16 protein-coding genes are annotated in these 15,437 nt (G+C 35.8%); 8 read left to right on the plus strand and 8 right to left on the minus strand.

What is annotated here, in order from left to right:
* The first annotated feature begins 42 nt into the window (after positions 1 to 42).
* Positions 43 to 780 carry a cyclase family protein gene (locus tag MKY88_RS22470; RefSeq protein ID WP_328204988.1) on the plus strand — a complete coding sequence of 246 codons (738 nt, stop codon included), beginning with the start codon at positions 43 to 45 and terminating at the stop codon, positions 778 to 780.
* A gap of 28 nt (positions 781 to 808) precedes the next feature.
* Here MKY88_RS22470 and MKY88_RS22475 read toward each other — a convergent pair whose 3' ends face one another.
* Together MKY88_RS22475 and MKY88_RS22480 are read right to left on the minus strand one after the other, a co-directional pair.
* On the minus strand, positions 809 to 1,405 hold the full coding sequence (locus tag MKY88_RS22475; protein WP_328204990.1) for a DedA family protein: 597 nt from the start codon (positions 1,403 to 1,405) through the stop codon (positions 809 to 811).
* 88 nt (positions 1,406 to 1,493) lie between these two features.
* A complete protein-coding gene (locus MKY88_RS22480; RefSeq protein WP_328204992.1) occupies positions 1,494 to 2,267 on the minus strand; it encodes a Cof-type HAD-IIB family hydrolase in 774 nt (257 codons plus the stop codon).
* 325 nt (positions 2,268 to 2,592) lie between these two features.
* On the opposite strand from MKY88_RS22480, the gene MKY88_RS22485 reads away from it, so the two are divergent.
* The 3 genes from MKY88_RS22485 (at position 2,593) to MKY88_RS22495 (ending at position 5,228) form a co-directional block, all read left to right on the plus strand.
* A complete protein-coding gene (locus tag MKY88_RS22485; protein ID WP_328204994.1) occupies positions 2,593 to 3,276 on the plus strand; it encodes a DUF2225 domain-containing protein in 684 nt (227 codons plus the stop codon).
* 22 nt (positions 3,277 to 3,298) lie between these two features.
* The gene (locus MKY88_RS22490) at positions 3,299 to 3,652 is read left to right on the plus strand and encodes a hypothetical protein (protein ID WP_328204996.1); all 354 of its coding nucleotides are present in this window, start codon (positions 3,299 to 3,301) and stop codon (positions 3,650 to 3,652) included.
* Positions 3,653 to 3,818: 166 nt separating this feature from the next.
* On the plus strand, positions 3,819 to 5,228 hold the full coding sequence (locus tag MKY88_RS22495) for an erythromycin esterase family protein (protein ID WP_328204999.1): 1,410 nt from the start codon (positions 3,819 to 3,821) through the stop codon (positions 5,226 to 5,228).
* 44 nt (positions 5,229 to 5,272) lie between these two features.
* Here the strand turns inward: MKY88_RS22495 and MKY88_RS22500 are convergent, their stop codons facing one another.
* Both MKY88_RS22500 and MKY88_RS22505 read right to left on the minus strand, forming a co-directional pair.
* Positions 5,273 to 6,448 (minus strand): DUF4272 domain-containing protein, encoded by a 1,176-nt coding sequence (locus tag MKY88_RS22500; RefSeq protein ID WP_328205001.1) that lies wholly within the window; start codon positions 6,446 to 6,448, stop codon positions 5,273 to 5,275.
* A 29-nt stretch (positions 6,449 to 6,477) separates the two neighbouring features.
* Positions 6,478 to 7,755 (minus strand): SMI1/KNR4 family protein, encoded by a 1,278-nt coding sequence (locus MKY88_RS22505; RefSeq protein WP_328205002.1) that lies wholly within the window; start codon positions 7,753 to 7,755, stop codon positions 6,478 to 6,480.
* A 285-nt stretch (positions 7,756 to 8,040) separates the two neighbouring features.
* On the opposite strand from MKY88_RS22505, the gene MKY88_RS22510 reads away from it, so the two are divergent.
* On the plus strand, positions 8,041 to 8,682 hold the full coding sequence (locus tag MKY88_RS22510) for a TetR/AcrR family transcriptional regulator (protein WP_012295970.1): 642 nt from the start codon (positions 8,041 to 8,043) through the stop codon (positions 8,680 to 8,682).
* Between the two features lie 117 nt (positions 8,683 to 8,799).
* Positions 8,800 to 10,209 (plus strand): alpha/beta hydrolase family protein, encoded by a 1,410-nt coding sequence (locus MKY88_RS22515; RefSeq protein ID WP_258269384.1) that lies wholly within the window; start codon positions 8,800 to 8,802, stop codon positions 10,207 to 10,209.
* 33 nt (positions 10,210 to 10,242) lie between these two features.
* Here MKY88_RS22515 and MKY88_RS22520 read toward each other — a convergent pair whose 3' ends face one another.
* The gene (locus MKY88_RS22520) at positions 10,243 to 11,073 is read right to left on the minus strand and encodes a MerR family transcriptional regulator (protein WP_069482978.1); all 831 of its coding nucleotides are present in this window, start codon (positions 11,071 to 11,073) and stop codon (positions 10,243 to 10,245) included.
* A gap of 86 nt (positions 11,074 to 11,159) precedes the next feature.
* Between MKY88_RS22520 and MKY88_RS22525 the strand changes: the two genes are divergently transcribed.
* Entirely contained in the window at positions 11,160 to 11,627 is a 468-nt protein-coding gene (locus MKY88_RS22525) for a GNAT family N-acetyltransferase (RefSeq protein ID WP_328205005.1), read from the plus strand.
* A complete protein-coding gene (locus MKY88_RS22530) occupies positions 11,614 to 12,957 on the plus strand; it encodes an MATE family efflux transporter (RefSeq protein ID WP_340814737.1) in 1,344 nt (447 codons plus the stop codon). Before MKY88_RS22525 ends, MKY88_RS22530 begins: the two co-directional genes overlap by 14 nt.
* A 42-nt stretch (positions 12,958 to 12,999) precedes the next feature.
* Here the strand turns inward: MKY88_RS22530 and MKY88_RS22535 are convergent, their stop codons facing one another.
* The 3 genes from MKY88_RS22535 to MKY88_RS22545 all read right to left on the minus strand — a co-directional run bounded on the left by MKY88_RS22535 (position 13,000) and on the right by MKY88_RS22545 (position 15,360).
* Complete coding sequence (locus MKY88_RS22535) at positions 13,000 to 13,455, minus strand: GNAT family N-acetyltransferase (protein WP_328205009.1); 456 nt, start codon at positions 13,453 to 13,455, stop codon at positions 13,000 to 13,002.
* 219 nt (positions 13,456 to 13,674) lie between these two features.
* Positions 13,675 to 14,211: a GNAT family N-acetyltransferase gene (locus MKY88_RS22540; RefSeq protein WP_328205011.1), complete on the minus strand. Its 537-nt coding sequence runs from the start codon at positions 14,209 to 14,211 to the stop codon at positions 13,675 to 13,677.
* 96 nt (positions 14,212 to 14,307) lie between these two features.
* Entirely contained in the window at positions 14,308 to 15,360 is a 1,053-nt protein-coding gene (locus MKY88_RS22545; RefSeq protein ID WP_069482982.1) for an AI-2E family transporter, read from the minus strand.
* Positions 15,361 to 15,437 lie beyond the last annotated feature (77 nt).

The raw sequence follows: 15,437 nt of genomic DNA on the forward strand, positions 1-15,437 counted from the left end.
CTCTTTTTTATTTACCATTACTTTTAGAAAGCAGGAAATTAAATGTCTAACGAACTTTTACAAGCATTGCACTTACTAAAATCAAAACAATGGGTCGATTTGACACATACCTTCGGCCCACATTCACCTCATTTTTTCATGTTTGAAGATGCTAAATTTGAAACATTATTCTCTCATGATGATGGGTTTTTCGCACAGCAGTTTACTTTCCCCGGACAATATGGAACACACATTGACCCACCTATTCACTTTGTAAGAGATACTCGTTTTCTAGATGAACTAGAGCTTAAGGAGCTCGTTCTCCCGCTTATCGTTATTAATAAATCACAAGAGGCTACTAGTAATCATGACTTTACACTCAGTGTACAAGATATTCTAGAATTCGAGGCACAATATGGACAAATAGAAGAAGGTACTTTTGTGGCACTGCGAACAGATTGGAGTAAGCGTTGGCCCGATAAAGAAGCCTTCAGTAATAAAGATGTGGATGGCCATAATCATATTCCGGGTTGGGGCTTGGAGGCATTACAATTTTTATTTAAGGAACGTAAAGTAAGTGCAATCGGTCACGAAACTTTTGATACCGATTCTGCTACTGATTTCCGTCAAAGCGGCAAATTGGATGGAGAATATTTTGTCCTTGATCAAGACACTTATCAAATTGAGCTTATGACTAATTTGGACAAGCTTCCTCCAAAAGGGGCTATTATTTTTAATATTGTACCTAAGCCTGAAAAAGCATCTGGATTCCCCGTACGATCATTTGCCATTTTGCCATAACAAAAAGTCGGTATGAATCATACCGACTTTACTTTTGTACGTTTCTTTTTTTTAATAGATAATAAACCATTAACATGACAAGGACAAACAATAAGATGACATAAATACTGTAATGGGACAAATAGTAGCCAACGAAACGCCACTTCTCCCCCAATACTTTTCCTAATGTTATAAATGTGAAAGTCCATATAAATGCTCCTGTATAAGCAAAGAAAGCGAATTTCTTATATGGATAATTATTAATAGCCGCAATGTAGGCTGTCAGATGGCGTACACCTGGAATAAAATAGCCAACGATTAATAAAAAAGGGCCCACTTTCTTAAACATTTTTTTAGTAAAATCAATTTTTTGCTCAGTTATATGAATCTTTGGCCCATATTTCTGCAAGAGCGGTAAACCAAATCGGCGGCCGATATAGTAGCTTAAAGTAATACCTCCCATTGCGCCAATCAGAGCGCTTACTAACGCTGGGATATGTTCAAGACTTTCTCGATAAACACTATAGCCTACATATGTTAAAAATACTTCATCAGGAAGTGGCAACCCAACAATGCCTCCAATTAGGATCACAATGATGCCAAAATACCCGTAATGTTCAATTAGAGATTGCACATGCTGTGCCATTATCCAACCACCTAACACATTGTTCTATACATTCATAACTATCATCCAAAGAGTTTCTCAAGCATCCAATTTACTACCTTATATATCGTTAAATAATGTGTAGCTGACGTAAAGCAAAATCTATGCCACCTTCAATGGATTTCTTTGTAACAAAATCTGCAACATTTTTTAGAGCTTGGCTACCATTTCCCATGGCAACCCCGAGGCCAACCTGCTCTAGCATATCTATATCATTCTCTCCATCTCCAAAAGCAATTGCATCCTTAGAATTAATCTCAAAATAATCTAGTACAGCCTTTACAGCTATCGATTTGGACACATCATGCTGTAAGACATTCACAATATAAGGATGCCATCGTTGCTGTAATATATTCGAAAATTGACAAGCTAATCTTTTTCCAGCCTGTTCATCCGCATAGAGACACATAAGAAAAACCTCTTCATCGATAATGCTGTCATTTTTAACGGGAAAATCATGTAAAGACAATGTCTCTTGCATCGCGCTTAAGGCTAATGGATTTTGTATAGCATTCATCGTAAGTTGTTCGGTAAAAAATGTTAAGGAATGCTGTTGTTGCTGTGCAAAAGCTTGAACATTTTGAACAATGCCCTTATCAATCGGAATTTTATGTATGACAACATCCTTGTGCTTTACATATGCTCCATTTGCTGTAATAAAGGTTTCAATCCCCAAACTTTTCAGCTCATCACACATGGATAACGGCCTTCCTGTCGCAGCCACTAGATGAATCCCTTTATCCTGTAGTTGGTGAATGGCCTGCCTTGTACTTTCTTCCACAGCGCCATTCTCATAATTGATCAGAGTACCGTCCACATCAAAAAATACTATTTTATATGTCATTTCCTCCACCCTTTCACACCAAACTTTTGAACTATACAATTCGAATTGTCTATAAAATAAATTGTATATAATTCGACAAAATCCACTCGAACTATATAACTTACTTTAAGTACACCGATAAATACTATTACATGCTTATTTCTAATGATATTTAACTAAAAATGTAAGAATTATTTTTATTTTAATAATTCTAAAGGAGTATACCAAAGAACACAGAATTGTTAAAATGATAGATAATGAATTAAATACATTGAACGATTATCGATTGCGTATAAATAGAACAAAAGAAATAATAATTCTAGAGCATGCAAAGGAGTTGATTCTTATGGCATTTAACATCTACTACTATGAAAGTAGCGTAGATTGTAAATTTTGCAAAAAGCATTTTACAACGTATAAAGTACGCCCAAATCGATATAAAATTATCGAGGAACAAACAGATTTCATGCCCGTCTATGATGGCCTAAACCCTTTGCTGTATGAAGTTGCTGTGTGCCCACATTGTGGGTTTGCTTTCCATAAATCCATGACGCGGACATACGGACCTTTCATGCAGCTCATAGATGAACTATACATTAAAGAGCTACAGAAACCTATGAATATCTGTCAGGAACGTACAATCGATGATGCCATTATAAGCTTTAAGCTGGCCTACCTAGTATCTCGCGCATCAATGGAAGAATCGCTTTTGATGGCTAATTTTGCTTTAAAAATTGCCTGGTTATATCGTTTAAAAAAGGACGAAGAATCTGAAAAACGCTACCTTTTTGCCGCTAGAGATTTTTACAGTAAATCATTTGCATCTAACCAGGAAGGTGGAGAGCGAATTCAATTTTTACATGCCGAGCTAAGCCTCCGACTTGGTGATATGACAGAAGCTAAAAAAGGATTTTCAAGATTAATTGCCGATAAGAATGTCTCGCCAAAATATCGAAAGCAAGCACGTAATCGTTGGGAAAATTATAAATATGATGAACAACCTATAACCGTTAATGAAAGCATGAATTGATGTGACGAAGAGAGGATTAGTTATGTTGCTATTTCAAAAAAAGATAGATGTGAGAGAAGAGGATATTTTTTCAGAGCTACATCATTTTTTATTAAGAAAAAATAATCGTTATTTAACAAACGAAGAGGTTGTGACTTTGACAGGTGTATCATCTGAGCTACTGTATAAATGGGTCAAAGCTGGAAAGTTAAAAAATTCAATTTTCCCTAATTTGGGTGCACCTTGTGAAAGATGTGGACAAATAACACAAGCAAAACTTTGTGTGAGCTGCTCCTCCTCCATTATTGGTACCCTAAAACAAGAGGAAAAGGATCGTGCGTGGTTCAACCAGATTCAACGTAACCATGTTAGAGCTAGTACGTATCATTATAAATAGCTACTGAGCATCTCCGTTTGTACTTCTTCCCTTACCCTTACAAATGGAGATGCTTTCTTTTTTTACAACCATTCCAAATTTAAACAAAATTTAAACAAACTCCCCCTATGCTTTAAACTTTGCCCCCTATACTAAATATCAACATAAAGAAAAGGGCTGATTTTTAATGAAGATATATAGGAAACGTAAAGTTATTATAAGTATGGCACTAACAAGTTTAATAGCATTCAGTGGCATAACTAGTGCCTTAGCGGCTGTCCCTGCAATAAAAGAACAGGAAAACTATGGCATGGTGCAACAGGCTAGGACTTCTAATGAGACATTACAGGATTGGAAGAAATGGGCGAACGATCATGCGTATAGCCTGTCTTCCATCCAACCTGAAGCAATTAGTGCGCAGAAAATCCCATCTAGTAAATTTGAGGATTTAGAAATGCTAAAACCCTTATTACACGATAAACGCATTGTCTTTTTAGGAGAAAGCTCTCATGGTGTCGCACAATTTAATCTAGCTAAAACACGTTTAATACAATTTTTGCATCAGGAAATGGGCTACAATGTTCTAGCCTTTGAAAGTGGTCTGGGCGATGTCATGAATGCCCAAGGAAAAATCGATAAACAAGCTGCTCTACAAACAATGAAGGATGCTATTTTTGGAGTATGGTGGACAAAAGAAACGTTACCTCTATTTGAATACGCAAAAACAAGTCAAGCTACAGAAAAACCTCTTGTTCTTGCAGGCTTTGATATTCAACAGCAAGGAGCATTTACGAATGGGGATTGGTTGCAAAATCCTCAATTGGCTCAGCAATTCAGTGATTCCGAGAAGCAACTCACAGAGTGGAGCTCTAGCAAAGATCTAAAAGGCTACCAGAAAGAAAAAACAGCTATTATCAACGTGTATAAACAAGTAAAATCTCAAGTTCAGATGAAAGAAAAAGAGCTTCAAAAGGCTTATCCGAATGAACTTCAAATAGTAAAACTGATGGAGCGCACTTTAGCAGACCGTATCCGTTTGGCAGACGAATATGTAGAGCTAACAATTCAGTCCAATATCGAAATGGAGCAAAATATATATGAATCATTTTTAAAAACAATGGAGTGGCGCGATCAGGCGATGATGGAGAACTTACTTTGGTTAGCTGAAGAAGTTTATCCAACAGAAAAGTTTATCGTTTGGGCGCATAATGACCATGTTCGTAAGGCACAATCGGACGTAATGGGCTCCCCATATCCAGTTAAATTAATGGGTGAACGTTTACCAGATATCTACAAAAAATATAGCTATGTATTAGGTCTATATATGACAAGCGGAGAAACTGCCAATAATATGGGTGAGACGATGGCCGTTTTACCACCTATAAAAGGATCTATCGAAGATATTGTATCTTCAGCCAACAAACCTTACACATTCATTGATTTACGTAGTCGTCAAAATGAACGTGGTAATTCATGGATGTTTGAACCTCGCTTATCCTATAGCTGGGGAGTTATACAAGAAAGCCTTGTTCCACGTGATCAATATGATGGTATTCTTTTAATTGATAAGGTGAATAAACCAACATATGTAAAATAACTTTTATAATATAGCAAACTAGTATCCTAGTTTGCTATTACTTTCTAAGTATCCATTGATATCGTTTCCCACTCTTCGTTTTGATGACCGATCAACCAGAATAAGGCTCTACGTCTTTCCATAACAATACTTTCATTCATTCCAACAGGAGCCGGTCGTTCTTGTATACGACTATCTACGCACGCCCAGTGTAATCTGAATATCTTGTCGGCTTCATCCATTATTTCTTTCTGACTACGCATCATAATTTGAAGATAAAATTGCTCAAACGTTTCGCAGTTAGAAATAACTTGAATAGCGTACTCACAATCACATACTTCATCAGGAAAATCAAGCTCTTTAACAAATCCCAGTACCCAAATCAGTATCCAATAAGCTTCATATTGCCATGAAATATTAATGGCTTCTTGTGCATTTGGTTGTTGATCATATAAAAAGGCCCTTTCATTGTCCGTTAGATTTGCCTCCACTTCATATTTATGCAACATATTGATGAAGAAATCTCTTGATTCTTCAACATTTTCTCCTTGTGCCACATCACAAGCAAATTGAATAACAATTAGTAAAGCTACAGCTCTCCTAGCAATATCCTCTTTGGCTTTAAGCTGACAAGCTCCAATTGGCGGAAGTTGCGGGAGTGAATCTGTGTATGGAATACCGTTTTCTTTTAAATACGCTATCGTTTTATTCTTTCTTTGATGACCTTCTTCCGATGTCGCCTCTTGTCCCCTCACCTTCTGTGTACAAGCATAAGGCCTAAAGTTGGATGGCCCTGATTGCCCATCAGGATAAACAATGACTGCACCTTCTTTGTCTAACAAGGTACCATTTGGTAAAAATCCAATTCCTCCAATGGTTAATAGCAGGCTCAAACATAACTGCATTTGTTCATCCTTTATTTCTTTTTCACATTCGATCGCAATTACTGTATTTAACACAGAAATTTGCGTTAAAACTAATTCTTTTAAATGGTTATCTTCAAATGGAATACTGTTGTAATAGCTCATCATTCCAGGGATATTATTCACAAAGTATTCTGAGTTTGTATCTTCAGACATCACCCTAACCATCAATTTATATTTGTTAAATAATGCTTTGGATTTTATAAGATAGTTATCTTCATTTTTTTCAATAGCAAAACCTTTACTAAAAACATCGAAAATCTTACATTCGATTTCTTTTGTATTATTCATAGAAGCGAATATAGTGAAATTGTTCAATTATTTCTCCCCCTTACAATTATTAGATTTCACCAAAGTTCAATGCCCTCTAGAGCTTGGCTAAAAAATTGTTTATGTTTTCGTAGTACTTCATTGTCCTTCCAAAACGTAAGCAATGACAGCCATTTCTCCATATCCACTGAAGTTGTCGGTTTAATTCCTTGCTGCAACATTTGGCATACGGCTCGTATTGCTATTTGACGCTCTACTTCCCTACCATTCAACCACTCAAATAAAGTTTCTGCACTCGGCTGTGATTCTACTAAAAGCGTATCCCACCCCTCTATCGGAAAAGAAACATAACGTTTCATCCATGCTATTGTTCTTGGGTTATGAAAATCACGTAGTCGATGTAAAGCTGTATAAGATTCAATTCTCCTTTTTTCAATATCTTGAAGAACAAGTGATAACCCCACTTCTTCTGGTAGACAGTAGGCGGTTAAATAATCTCTAATACTATTAGGCAAATCATTTTGGTCTTCCCAAAGTGTCATCACCCAATGACGTGCCTCTGTTGCACAAACCTCTACTAGCACTTTGCACCATACTTCTTTATCTGCTAAACGCCGTGATTGTTCAATTTGATTTTGAAGTGCGGCAAACACTTCCCCAGTATTTAACCGTGTAAATGCTTCTCGAACCCTAGTATCCCCCATACCATGCATCGATACATATATGAGTAAAGTATCCAGTTGATACATAACGTTCTCCCACGTTGAAGTTAAATATTGTTCAAACCACTTTAGCCAGATTTGAGAAGTGGTCAAACTTAAATCTAGTCCACCTTCACTACAAAACTGTAGATACAGTCCACAATCTGCCCCTATGCATCCTAAAGTTGTAGCTCTCTCTACATAATCTTTAAAATTCAAGGCAAGAAGGTCATACTCCCCCCCCTCATGACTCCAATACCAAACGGAACCATCCTCAATCTTAATAAGAAGCGCATCACCATTGCCAGCCGTATGAAATTGTAGGTATGGTTGTTCTTTTGCATTATCACTGTCTCCGCCAAAATCAGGGAATTCGAGTTCTTCCAAGCTCCAGCCAAAATCACCTAAAGGTGTGTCTTCCAGCTCAATAGGAAGTAGTGCCTCGTCAGGTAAAGACCAATATACTCCCACTTGTCGAGAACAATGAAGTAATACATCACGGAACTCAGAAGGAATCGGAACGCCGAGCCGCATCTCTACCATTGATAGTTCATGCACAGTAGCCATAGGCTTTATCTCCAGTGGATGAGTCCAAGCACCTTGCTGTTCAAGCTGTTTTAATAATTGCGTCCATCGATCAACCCATATTTGCATATCTATTCCTCCATGCTTAGAAAAATATATCGGATAATGCTCTACTTTTTTCTCTACTAATGTATCGTCAGGAAGTCATTTATGTATTAGAGTTTGGTTTTACTTTGCCTAAAAACACTCGGATTTTACTTCTATTTAAATTCAAAATATATGATAAATTACTTACTTTACTAGTTCTTTTCTAGTTTTCTTCAGCAATTCTCATAAATCGTATCATGTTGACAATTTGGAAGAGTGCGCCTATTATTATAAATACATTCGAATGTATCTATAAGGAGATATTTTATGGCCAGAAATAAATATCCAGAAGTTACGAGAAAAAGAATCATTGAATCAGCTGTTAAATTATTTACTTTAAATGGTTGGGATAATGTAACGATTCAAGAAATTGTCGATGATGTAGGGGATATTACTAGAGGAGCATTTTATCATCATTTTAAAACGCGTGCTGATGTTATTGATGCCATCACAAAGGAAATGCTAACAGCAAATAATTATTTTAATGACATCTCAGATTTGGAAAACTTAAATGCTTTAGAGCGTTTAAGACAAGGCATTTCTTTCTCAATTTCTCAAAGCGGAAAGGAAGAAAACTTATCCTCGATTCATTTAAAAATGAATTCTGCCGAGTTTGTTTATAGCCGCATCACAGAAGGAATTCAGGTTGTTGCACCAGGAATTCAAAAAATTATTGATGAGGGTAATCAAGACGGCTCACTGCAAGTTGCTTTCCCGAAGCAAGCAGCTGAAACTTTTACAATGCTTTTTGACATTTGGATGAATCCTGAAATATTTCGTGTAAGCCGAGCCGAATTTATTCATAAAATTGAACATATAAGTTTGATGTTCAAAGGAATTGGCATACCACTTATGAATGATGAATTGAAAGATGTTTTTTTAGCATTATTTGATAAAGTGCAGGAATAATAAACTACTATATGTAGTTTATTATTTTAATCTTATACATACATTCGTATGTATATATACTTAAAAATATTATTAATTAATTTCATACATTCGTATGTATGAAAAAGGAGATAAATGATGAAAACCTTAGAAGTACTATTTACACTTATTTTAATACTATCGAGTATCTCACTAACTTTTAGACAACGTGGGGTAACTACAATAAATCTTATTATGATAGCTACCAATTATGTTTTGTTAATAGGAACAATTATGACAATTGGTGCTAACTGGCGCATGATCCCTGCTTATTTTGTTTTGATGTTATTAACATTACAAGTTTTTGTGAAGCCAAAAAGTACAATTGTTTCAAAAAAATTAAGGATGAAAATAATTAAAACTTCAGGTATTGTTGTGGCCACTATTACAATGTTCACATTACCAACGTTATTTCCAATCATGTCTTTTCCTGAACCAACAGGAAAATACACAGTAGGAACACAGACATTTCACCTGACCGATAAGAATCGCAAAGAATTTGTTGTACCTAATCATCAGGTGAATCGCGAACTGATGATTCAAGTTTATTATCCTGCTGAAAAAGAGACAGGACAACCTTCACCCTACTTTAAAGATATAGATGCGTTAACACAACAGTTAGCAGCGACACAGGGTTTTCCCAATATCGCAACAACGCATTTAGGACTGACGAAAACCCATTCTTATCAAGATGCGACAGCTATAAAGTCTAAAGAAAAATTTCCACTTTTATTATTTGCACATGGTATGAGTTTATATAGTCGACAAAATACCTTCCAACTAGAAGAATTAGTGAGTCATGGCTATATTGTCGTTGCTCTTAACTTTACAGGTGATGCGGCAACAACAATATTCCCCGATGGTGATCGGGTTGATTTTACACCAATTGAAAACACCATTACATTCTTGAATAATCGAATCCATCTTTGGGAGCAGGATGCATCATTTGTTTTAGATGAAGTCATTAAAGGCGATTTTGATAAGAACTTTCGTGCAATAGCCTCACTAATTGACTATGATAGCATTGGTATGCTAGGTCATTCTTTTGGCGGTGCTACTTCAGCTCAAATGCTAGTAAAGGATAATCGTATTAAAGCAGCCATTGATATGGATGGTGGCTTATATGGCGATTCAATGCCAAAAAATGGTCCTGAAAAGCCTTTTATGCTGATGAATGCTGAGGCATCCATTAACTTTATGAAAGAAGCATATAACCAGCAGCCTGGTAATCGTGATGAATTGTTTGCAGAAGCTTATCTACGAAATAAAACAATTGAAAAGCCTGGTGTCTACACAGCTATTATTCCAAAAACAAATCACGGAAGTTTTACAGATTTAGCAGCCGTTTCGCCGATTATTAATGAATCTGGGGCAGATGTAAATGCAATTTATAAATTGATTAATGAATTATCACTTGGCTTTTTCGATAAAAATTTAAAAGGAATCCAAGACAATAAATTAAATAAAATACAAAAGGCACATCCGGAAATAAACTTAACTTTGCATTAAGTATATTTGGGGTTGTTGATAGGCAGAGATGCATCAACAACCTTCTTTTATTTCTACCATAATTTTTGTTACATATTCCTCTTCACGATTTTTAATAACCGCATCATAAATATATTCCTCATAAACATATTGCCCCAGTTCATAACCTTTTTCTCTCATGACCTGGAATAATCGCTTGTAGGTTTCGCCCAATGTCGTAGACGTTCCTATATGGTATCCAACAATAAACTTTCCTTCAATCGCTTTAAAATAAGGATGACCTTCCTGCGGGTGTGGTTGCTCAATATATAAGTAACTATAATTATCATAATTACCTGCTAATACCTGCTCCCTTTTGGTAATGCCACCAATGGGATAACCCGTGTCTAAGTGAGAGCGATCCAATTCATCAATAAAATCAGAGACAGCCTTAACAAATTGTTCTTCCGTTGAGTCCTCAATATTTCGACTTAAATACAAGGTTGCCTCTGGAAAATGCTCAATTGTAATGCTATCAAAATCTAGTTGTAGAGACTCCTCCGTTAAATTAATTTTGACATCAATAATGCCTTCAATCATCTCCAGTTCTCGCCGCTTTTTCGCGACAATTTCCTTTTGTTGATGCATCAATTCTAAAAAATTTTCAGGTGACTTCTCTGCCATATACTGCTGTATATCTTTCAAAGACATACCAACAGCCTTTAATAACTCAATGACGTCAAAAAAATCATATTGTGCGAGTGAATAATACCGATAATCTTTACTATCCTTCATAGCGGGAGATAGCAAGCCAATTTGATCGTAATAAATTAAAGTTTGTTTATTAACCTTACATATTTTAGCAAATTCGCCAGTTGTAAAATATTTTACATTTTTATTAAGCATTTTTTGAGTATCCTCTCTTGACTATATAGTAACTATATACTTTAGATTGTACCTATTCACAATAAAAATAGAAAGGTTTTGACATTATGTTCACGGAGATTCGTGACATTACAGCTTTTAACAAACAAGAAATATTAGCATTACGTATTGCTGACAATCAGCAAAATTTTATCGAAAGTACAGACCAATGCTTAGCAGAGGCGGAGATGGATCGACGCTTTACACCTTTAGGCTTGTATAAGGATAGCACCGTAATAGGCTTCGCTATGTATGGCGTATTTCCTCATGATGATCAGAGTCAACGAGTTTGGCTTGATCGTTATTTAATTGATGAACGCTATCAGCGACAAGGTTTAGGTAAACATTTTTTACAGCAGCTTATACATTACTTAACAGAAAAATTCAACTGTCACAAAATATATTTAAGTGTTTATGACGATAATGCAGTAGCTATTCAGTTATATAAACAGTTTGGCTTTATATTTAATGGGGAACTAGATGATAAAGGGGAAAAAGTAATGGTCTTGGAGGTGCTTGGACATGACAACCATTAATCCAATTGAAACAAGGCCGCTCAAACCATTGTTTTTATCCTATTTATTCCCAGCAATGATTGGCATGCTCCTAATGTCAGTGAATATTTTAGTGGATGGGATTTTTGTCAGTCACGGCGTGGGCCCTACAGCGTTAGCAGGCGTTAATCTTGCTGTTCCGATTTTCTCTATTCTACTGTCTATTTCTCTTTGGATTGGGATGGGTGGAGCTACACTCTATTCCATTTCTCTTGGGGAAGGCAATAAGCAACGAGCCCATCAGCTCTTTACGTTGGCGTTTACTACAATGCTTGTGGTCGTGTTAACAATTATCGGGTTCCTTGCGTTTAATTTAAAAGATATTTCTTATATATTTGGTGCTAGTGATGATACGTATCCTTATGTGCAAGAGTATTTACACGTTATTTTGTTATTTGGAGTGTTCTATACAATTGAAAATCTTTTAAGTATCTTTATTCGCAACGATGGTAATCCAAAGCTAGCTATGCTGGGTTTAATTACAACTTCCGTATTGAATATTATCTTAAATTATATTTTTATCTTCGTTCTAGATTATGGTGTAACAGGCTGTGCATTAGCAACAGCAATAGCTACTATTATAGGTACAGCTGTACTTTGTCTTCATTTTTTCCGTCCACAATCTGAATTAAAGTTTGTCTCTTCATTCTTCAATAAGACAGATTTAAGAAAAATTTTCGCTATAGGATTACCTAGTTTTATTGTCGAGGCTTCTGTAGCGGTTATTATCATTTTATATAATGTGACCTTTTTACACTATTTAGGGGCAAATGGCGTGACCGCCTATGCAATGGTCAACTACATCCATACAGTCCTGTTAACAATTTTCCTGGGTATTGGCATGGCTCTACAGCCATTAGTTAGCTATCATCATGGGGCAAGATTACTTGAGAGGTTAACAGCATTACTAAAAATCGGATTAGCTACGGCTTTTATTTTGGGATTAACAACAGCACTTATAGCTATGCTTTTTCCTTCACAGCTCATGGCGTTATTCGGAGATAGCTCATTCGAAATCCGGCATATGGCAACTCAAGGCTTTGTTCATTTTGCTATAGGCTATGTATTTTTAGGTATCAATATGGTATTCGCCGAATTCTTTCAATCTATCGAAAAAATTCGTATTGCCACAACTATTATGTTATTTCGGAGTATTATTTTATTTATCCCTACACTTATTCTCCTGCCTAAAGTGTTTGGCTCTCAGGCAATTTGGTGGACCTTCCCAGTGGCAGAGGGTATTACAGCCTTGCTTATTTACGGATATATTAAAAAAAACCCACGAATAATTGCCTCTTCTGGCGATGCTTAAATGGAAAGGGACCTTGTACTTATACAGGTCCCTTTCCTCAACTTATTCAGTTAAATATTGAATAACAGCCATTTCTTTACCGAAACGATCACCATAATCGACAAAGCCTAAACTTGCATAAAGATGATGTGCCGCTTTATTTTCTGGATGATAGCCTACTACAACCTTTGTAGCATCCGGTAACTTAGCTATTTCATTTATTATTTGCTTTGTGGCTTCTTTGCCAATACCTTTGCCTTGAAAGTGCCGATCAATCATTATGCGATAGATCCAGTACCCGCCAAGCTCTTCCTTTACAGCATTGAACATTAAAAACCCAACAATTTTGTCTTCATTGTAAATGGCATACGGCTTTAAAGTCGGTTCGAACTTTGATTGCGCAATAGAAATAGCATTGGAATCAACATAATTCCTTTGCTCTTCTGATATTTCTAACAGGCAGCAATCATACCAATTATTATTATTTACCTCTTCAATTCTTACAGTATTGCTAGACATATATGGTCCCCTTCCGAATTTAGGGAAACGCTAAACACTTTGTTAATAGGGCGTTTTCCCCCAGTATTGAACGATAAAAATAAATGTATTTGTCATCATGACCGCCTCCTGTAACAAAGATTCATAACTATAATAACATACCTTTTTATACATTATTAACATTTTTTTCTTTTTAGCAAAATTAAAACCAGCTCAAATATTCTTGAGCTGGCTCAGTTTCTATTTTGATATTTCTATATACTCTTCCAGAAGAATACTCATAATGATTTCGTCTGAAAAAGTATTATTCATAAATAATGCCTGCCTCAATACACCTTCTTTTTTGAAGCCGACCTTTTCATAGGATTTAATCCCTCTTATATTATGAGAGTATACTTGTAATTCCAAACGATTCAGACATAGCTCCTCAAATGTAAATTTTTGAGCAAGTTGAACTGCTTCTGATCCAAGTCCTCTGCCACATTCCTCTAACTCATGTAAGGCTATACGAAACATTGCCTTTTTATTTTCCAAATCCACTTCCATAATAGCTAAATCGCCAATTACTTGATCATTATCTACTAAACAAATAGCAAAATCATAGCGAGTAGAATCTTCTTTAAAGCGGTAGATAGCCTCTTTAATTTGTTCTTTTGTTAGCAAGTTACGAGTCCCTGTCATATACATGATTTCCTCATTTTGAAAGCATCTTTCAATGCTTTCACTATCATTAACAGAAATTCCCCTTAAATATACCTTCTGTCCCTTTACCATCATTGTAAAACACCCCCCTACTTATCTTAAATGAGCTAAGCCTGAAAGTAAAAAAGGATCATCTCTACGTACAAGATGATCCCTTTTGTAAAGCTATTTTTACTCCATTAATTTTTTATCCTCATCTACGTCCATTTTCTGTTTAGATTCTTCTGAGGAAGTGACACCTAGAATATCAAGTAAGAACATGAACAGTGGGATACCGATGATTAATCCCCATACACCAAGGAAATGCTCTGAGAAAAGGATGACCATGAATGTGTAGAAAATCGGTAAATCTGTCTTGGCTGACATAAGCTTTGGATTTAAGAAATAGGCTTCAATCGCATGTAAGACCATAACAATTACTAAAATGTAGACAATGTACATTAAGCCACCAATACTATAGGCGATAATACTGAGGGGGATTAATGAAATAATAACACCAGCAACTGGCACTAAGCCAAGGATAAAGAGCATAATCCCAAGAGCAATTAGATGTGGGAAGCCCATAATCGAAAGGGCAATCACTGATAATACACAGTTAACAGCAGCGATGATGAACTGTGCCTCAATTACTTTACCAAATGAACGGATGAAAATTCTTGAAAAATAATGCAGTTCATCGTAAAGAGGTCCAATTTTACTATCCTTAAACTTTGCCGTAAATTCAATGATTCGTTTCTTTTCCAACAAGATGAACAAACTCAATATTAGGGAAATCAAAATTTGCATAATGATTTTACCAATATTCGTAATATTTTTAAGAGTTATATCCACACCCTGTTCTAAATACTTGCCAAGCTCAATCTTCTCAAAAGTTGGAGCCAAATATCTCGCAATCTCATTGTCATCTGGATCGAGGTTAAAGCTGGCAATAAGATCAAAAAGCTGTGTGATTTGCTGCGTGACAATTGGCAAGTATTTATAAATCACAGCGACAATACCAGCGACAAGTAACAAATACAGTGTTACAGTAACAGCTTTTTCATTCATCGGTGTGTATTTTCTTATGCTTTTCGTTGTCTTCGTAGTAAGCTGATTCATCAAATAGGTAATAATAAACGTAAGCAAAATTAAGTTGATCATACTTCGCATTAAATATAATGCAACAGCAATTCCAACTAGAATAATAAAACGTTTAAATCCATTACTCCGAAAGAAATTATTCATTTATTCACTCCTTCTACAAAACGGCCTCGCTGCCTCTGCTACCTAAGGTTGCACTAGTAACTAAACATCAGTAGTAA

The sequence above is a fragment of the Lysinibacillus sp. FSL R7-0073 genome (assembly GCF_038009065.1).
Taxonomy (GTDB): domain Bacteria; phylum Bacillota; class Bacilli; order Bacillales_A; family Planococcaceae; genus Lysinibacillus; species Lysinibacillus fusiformis.

Excerpts from the sequence above, each read along its gene's own strand:
- MKY88_RS22490 (WP_328204996.1), top strand. The coding sequence starts at position 3,299 with ATGTTGCTATTTCAAAAAAAGATAGATGTGAGAGAAGAGGATATTTTT.
- MKY88_RS22520 (WP_069482978.1), bottom strand. The coding sequence starts at position 11,073 with ATGCTTAATAAAAATGTAAAATATTTTACAACTGGCGAATTTGCTAAA.
- MKY88_RS22470 (WP_328204988.1), top strand. The coding sequence starts at position 43 with ATGTCTAACGAACTTTTACAAGCATTGCACTTACTAAAATCAAAACAA.
- MKY88_RS22540 (WP_328205011.1), bottom strand. The coding sequence starts at position 14,211 with ATGATGGTAAAGGGACAGAAGGTATATTTAAGGGGAATTTCTGTTAAT.
- MKY88_RS22475 (WP_328204990.1), bottom strand. The coding sequence starts at position 1,405 with ATGGCACAGCATGTGCAATCTCTAATTGAACATTACGGGTATTTTGGC.
- MKY88_RS22510 (WP_012295970.1), top strand. The coding sequence starts at position 8,041 with ATGGCCAGAAATAAATATCCAGAAGTTACGAGAAAAAGAATCATTGAA.
- MKY88_RS22515 (WP_258269384.1), top strand. The coding sequence starts at position 8,800 with ATGAAAACCTTAGAAGTACTATTTACACTTATTTTAATACTATCGAGT.
- MKY88_RS22525 (WP_328205005.1), top strand. The coding sequence starts at position 11,160 with ATGTTCACGGAGATTCGTGACATTACAGCTTTTAACAAACAAGAAATA.
- MKY88_RS22530 (WP_340814737.1), top strand. The coding sequence starts at position 11,614 with ATGACAACCATTAATCCAATTGAAACAAGGCCGCTCAAACCATTGTTT.
- MKY88_RS22535 (WP_328205009.1), bottom strand. The coding sequence starts at position 13,455 with ATGTCTAGCAATACTGTAAGAATTGAAGAGGTAAATAATAATAATTGG.
- MKY88_RS22485 (WP_328204994.1), top strand. The coding sequence starts at position 2,593 with ATGGCATTTAACATCTACTACTATGAAAGTAGCGTAGATTGTAAATTT.
- MKY88_RS22495 (WP_328204999.1), top strand. The coding sequence starts at position 3,819 with ATGAAGATATATAGGAAACGTAAAGTTATTATAAGTATGGCACTAACA.
- MKY88_RS22480 (WP_328204992.1), bottom strand. The coding sequence starts at position 2,267 with ATGACATATAAAATAGTATTTTTTGATGTGGACGGTACTCTGATCAAT.
- MKY88_RS22505 (WP_328205002.1), bottom strand. The coding sequence starts at position 7,755 with ATGCAAATATGGGTTGATCGATGGACGCAATTATTAAAACAGCTTGAA.
- MKY88_RS22545 (WP_069482982.1), bottom strand. The coding sequence starts at position 15,360 with ATGAATAATTTCTTTCGGAGTAATGGATTTAAACGTTTTATTATTCTA.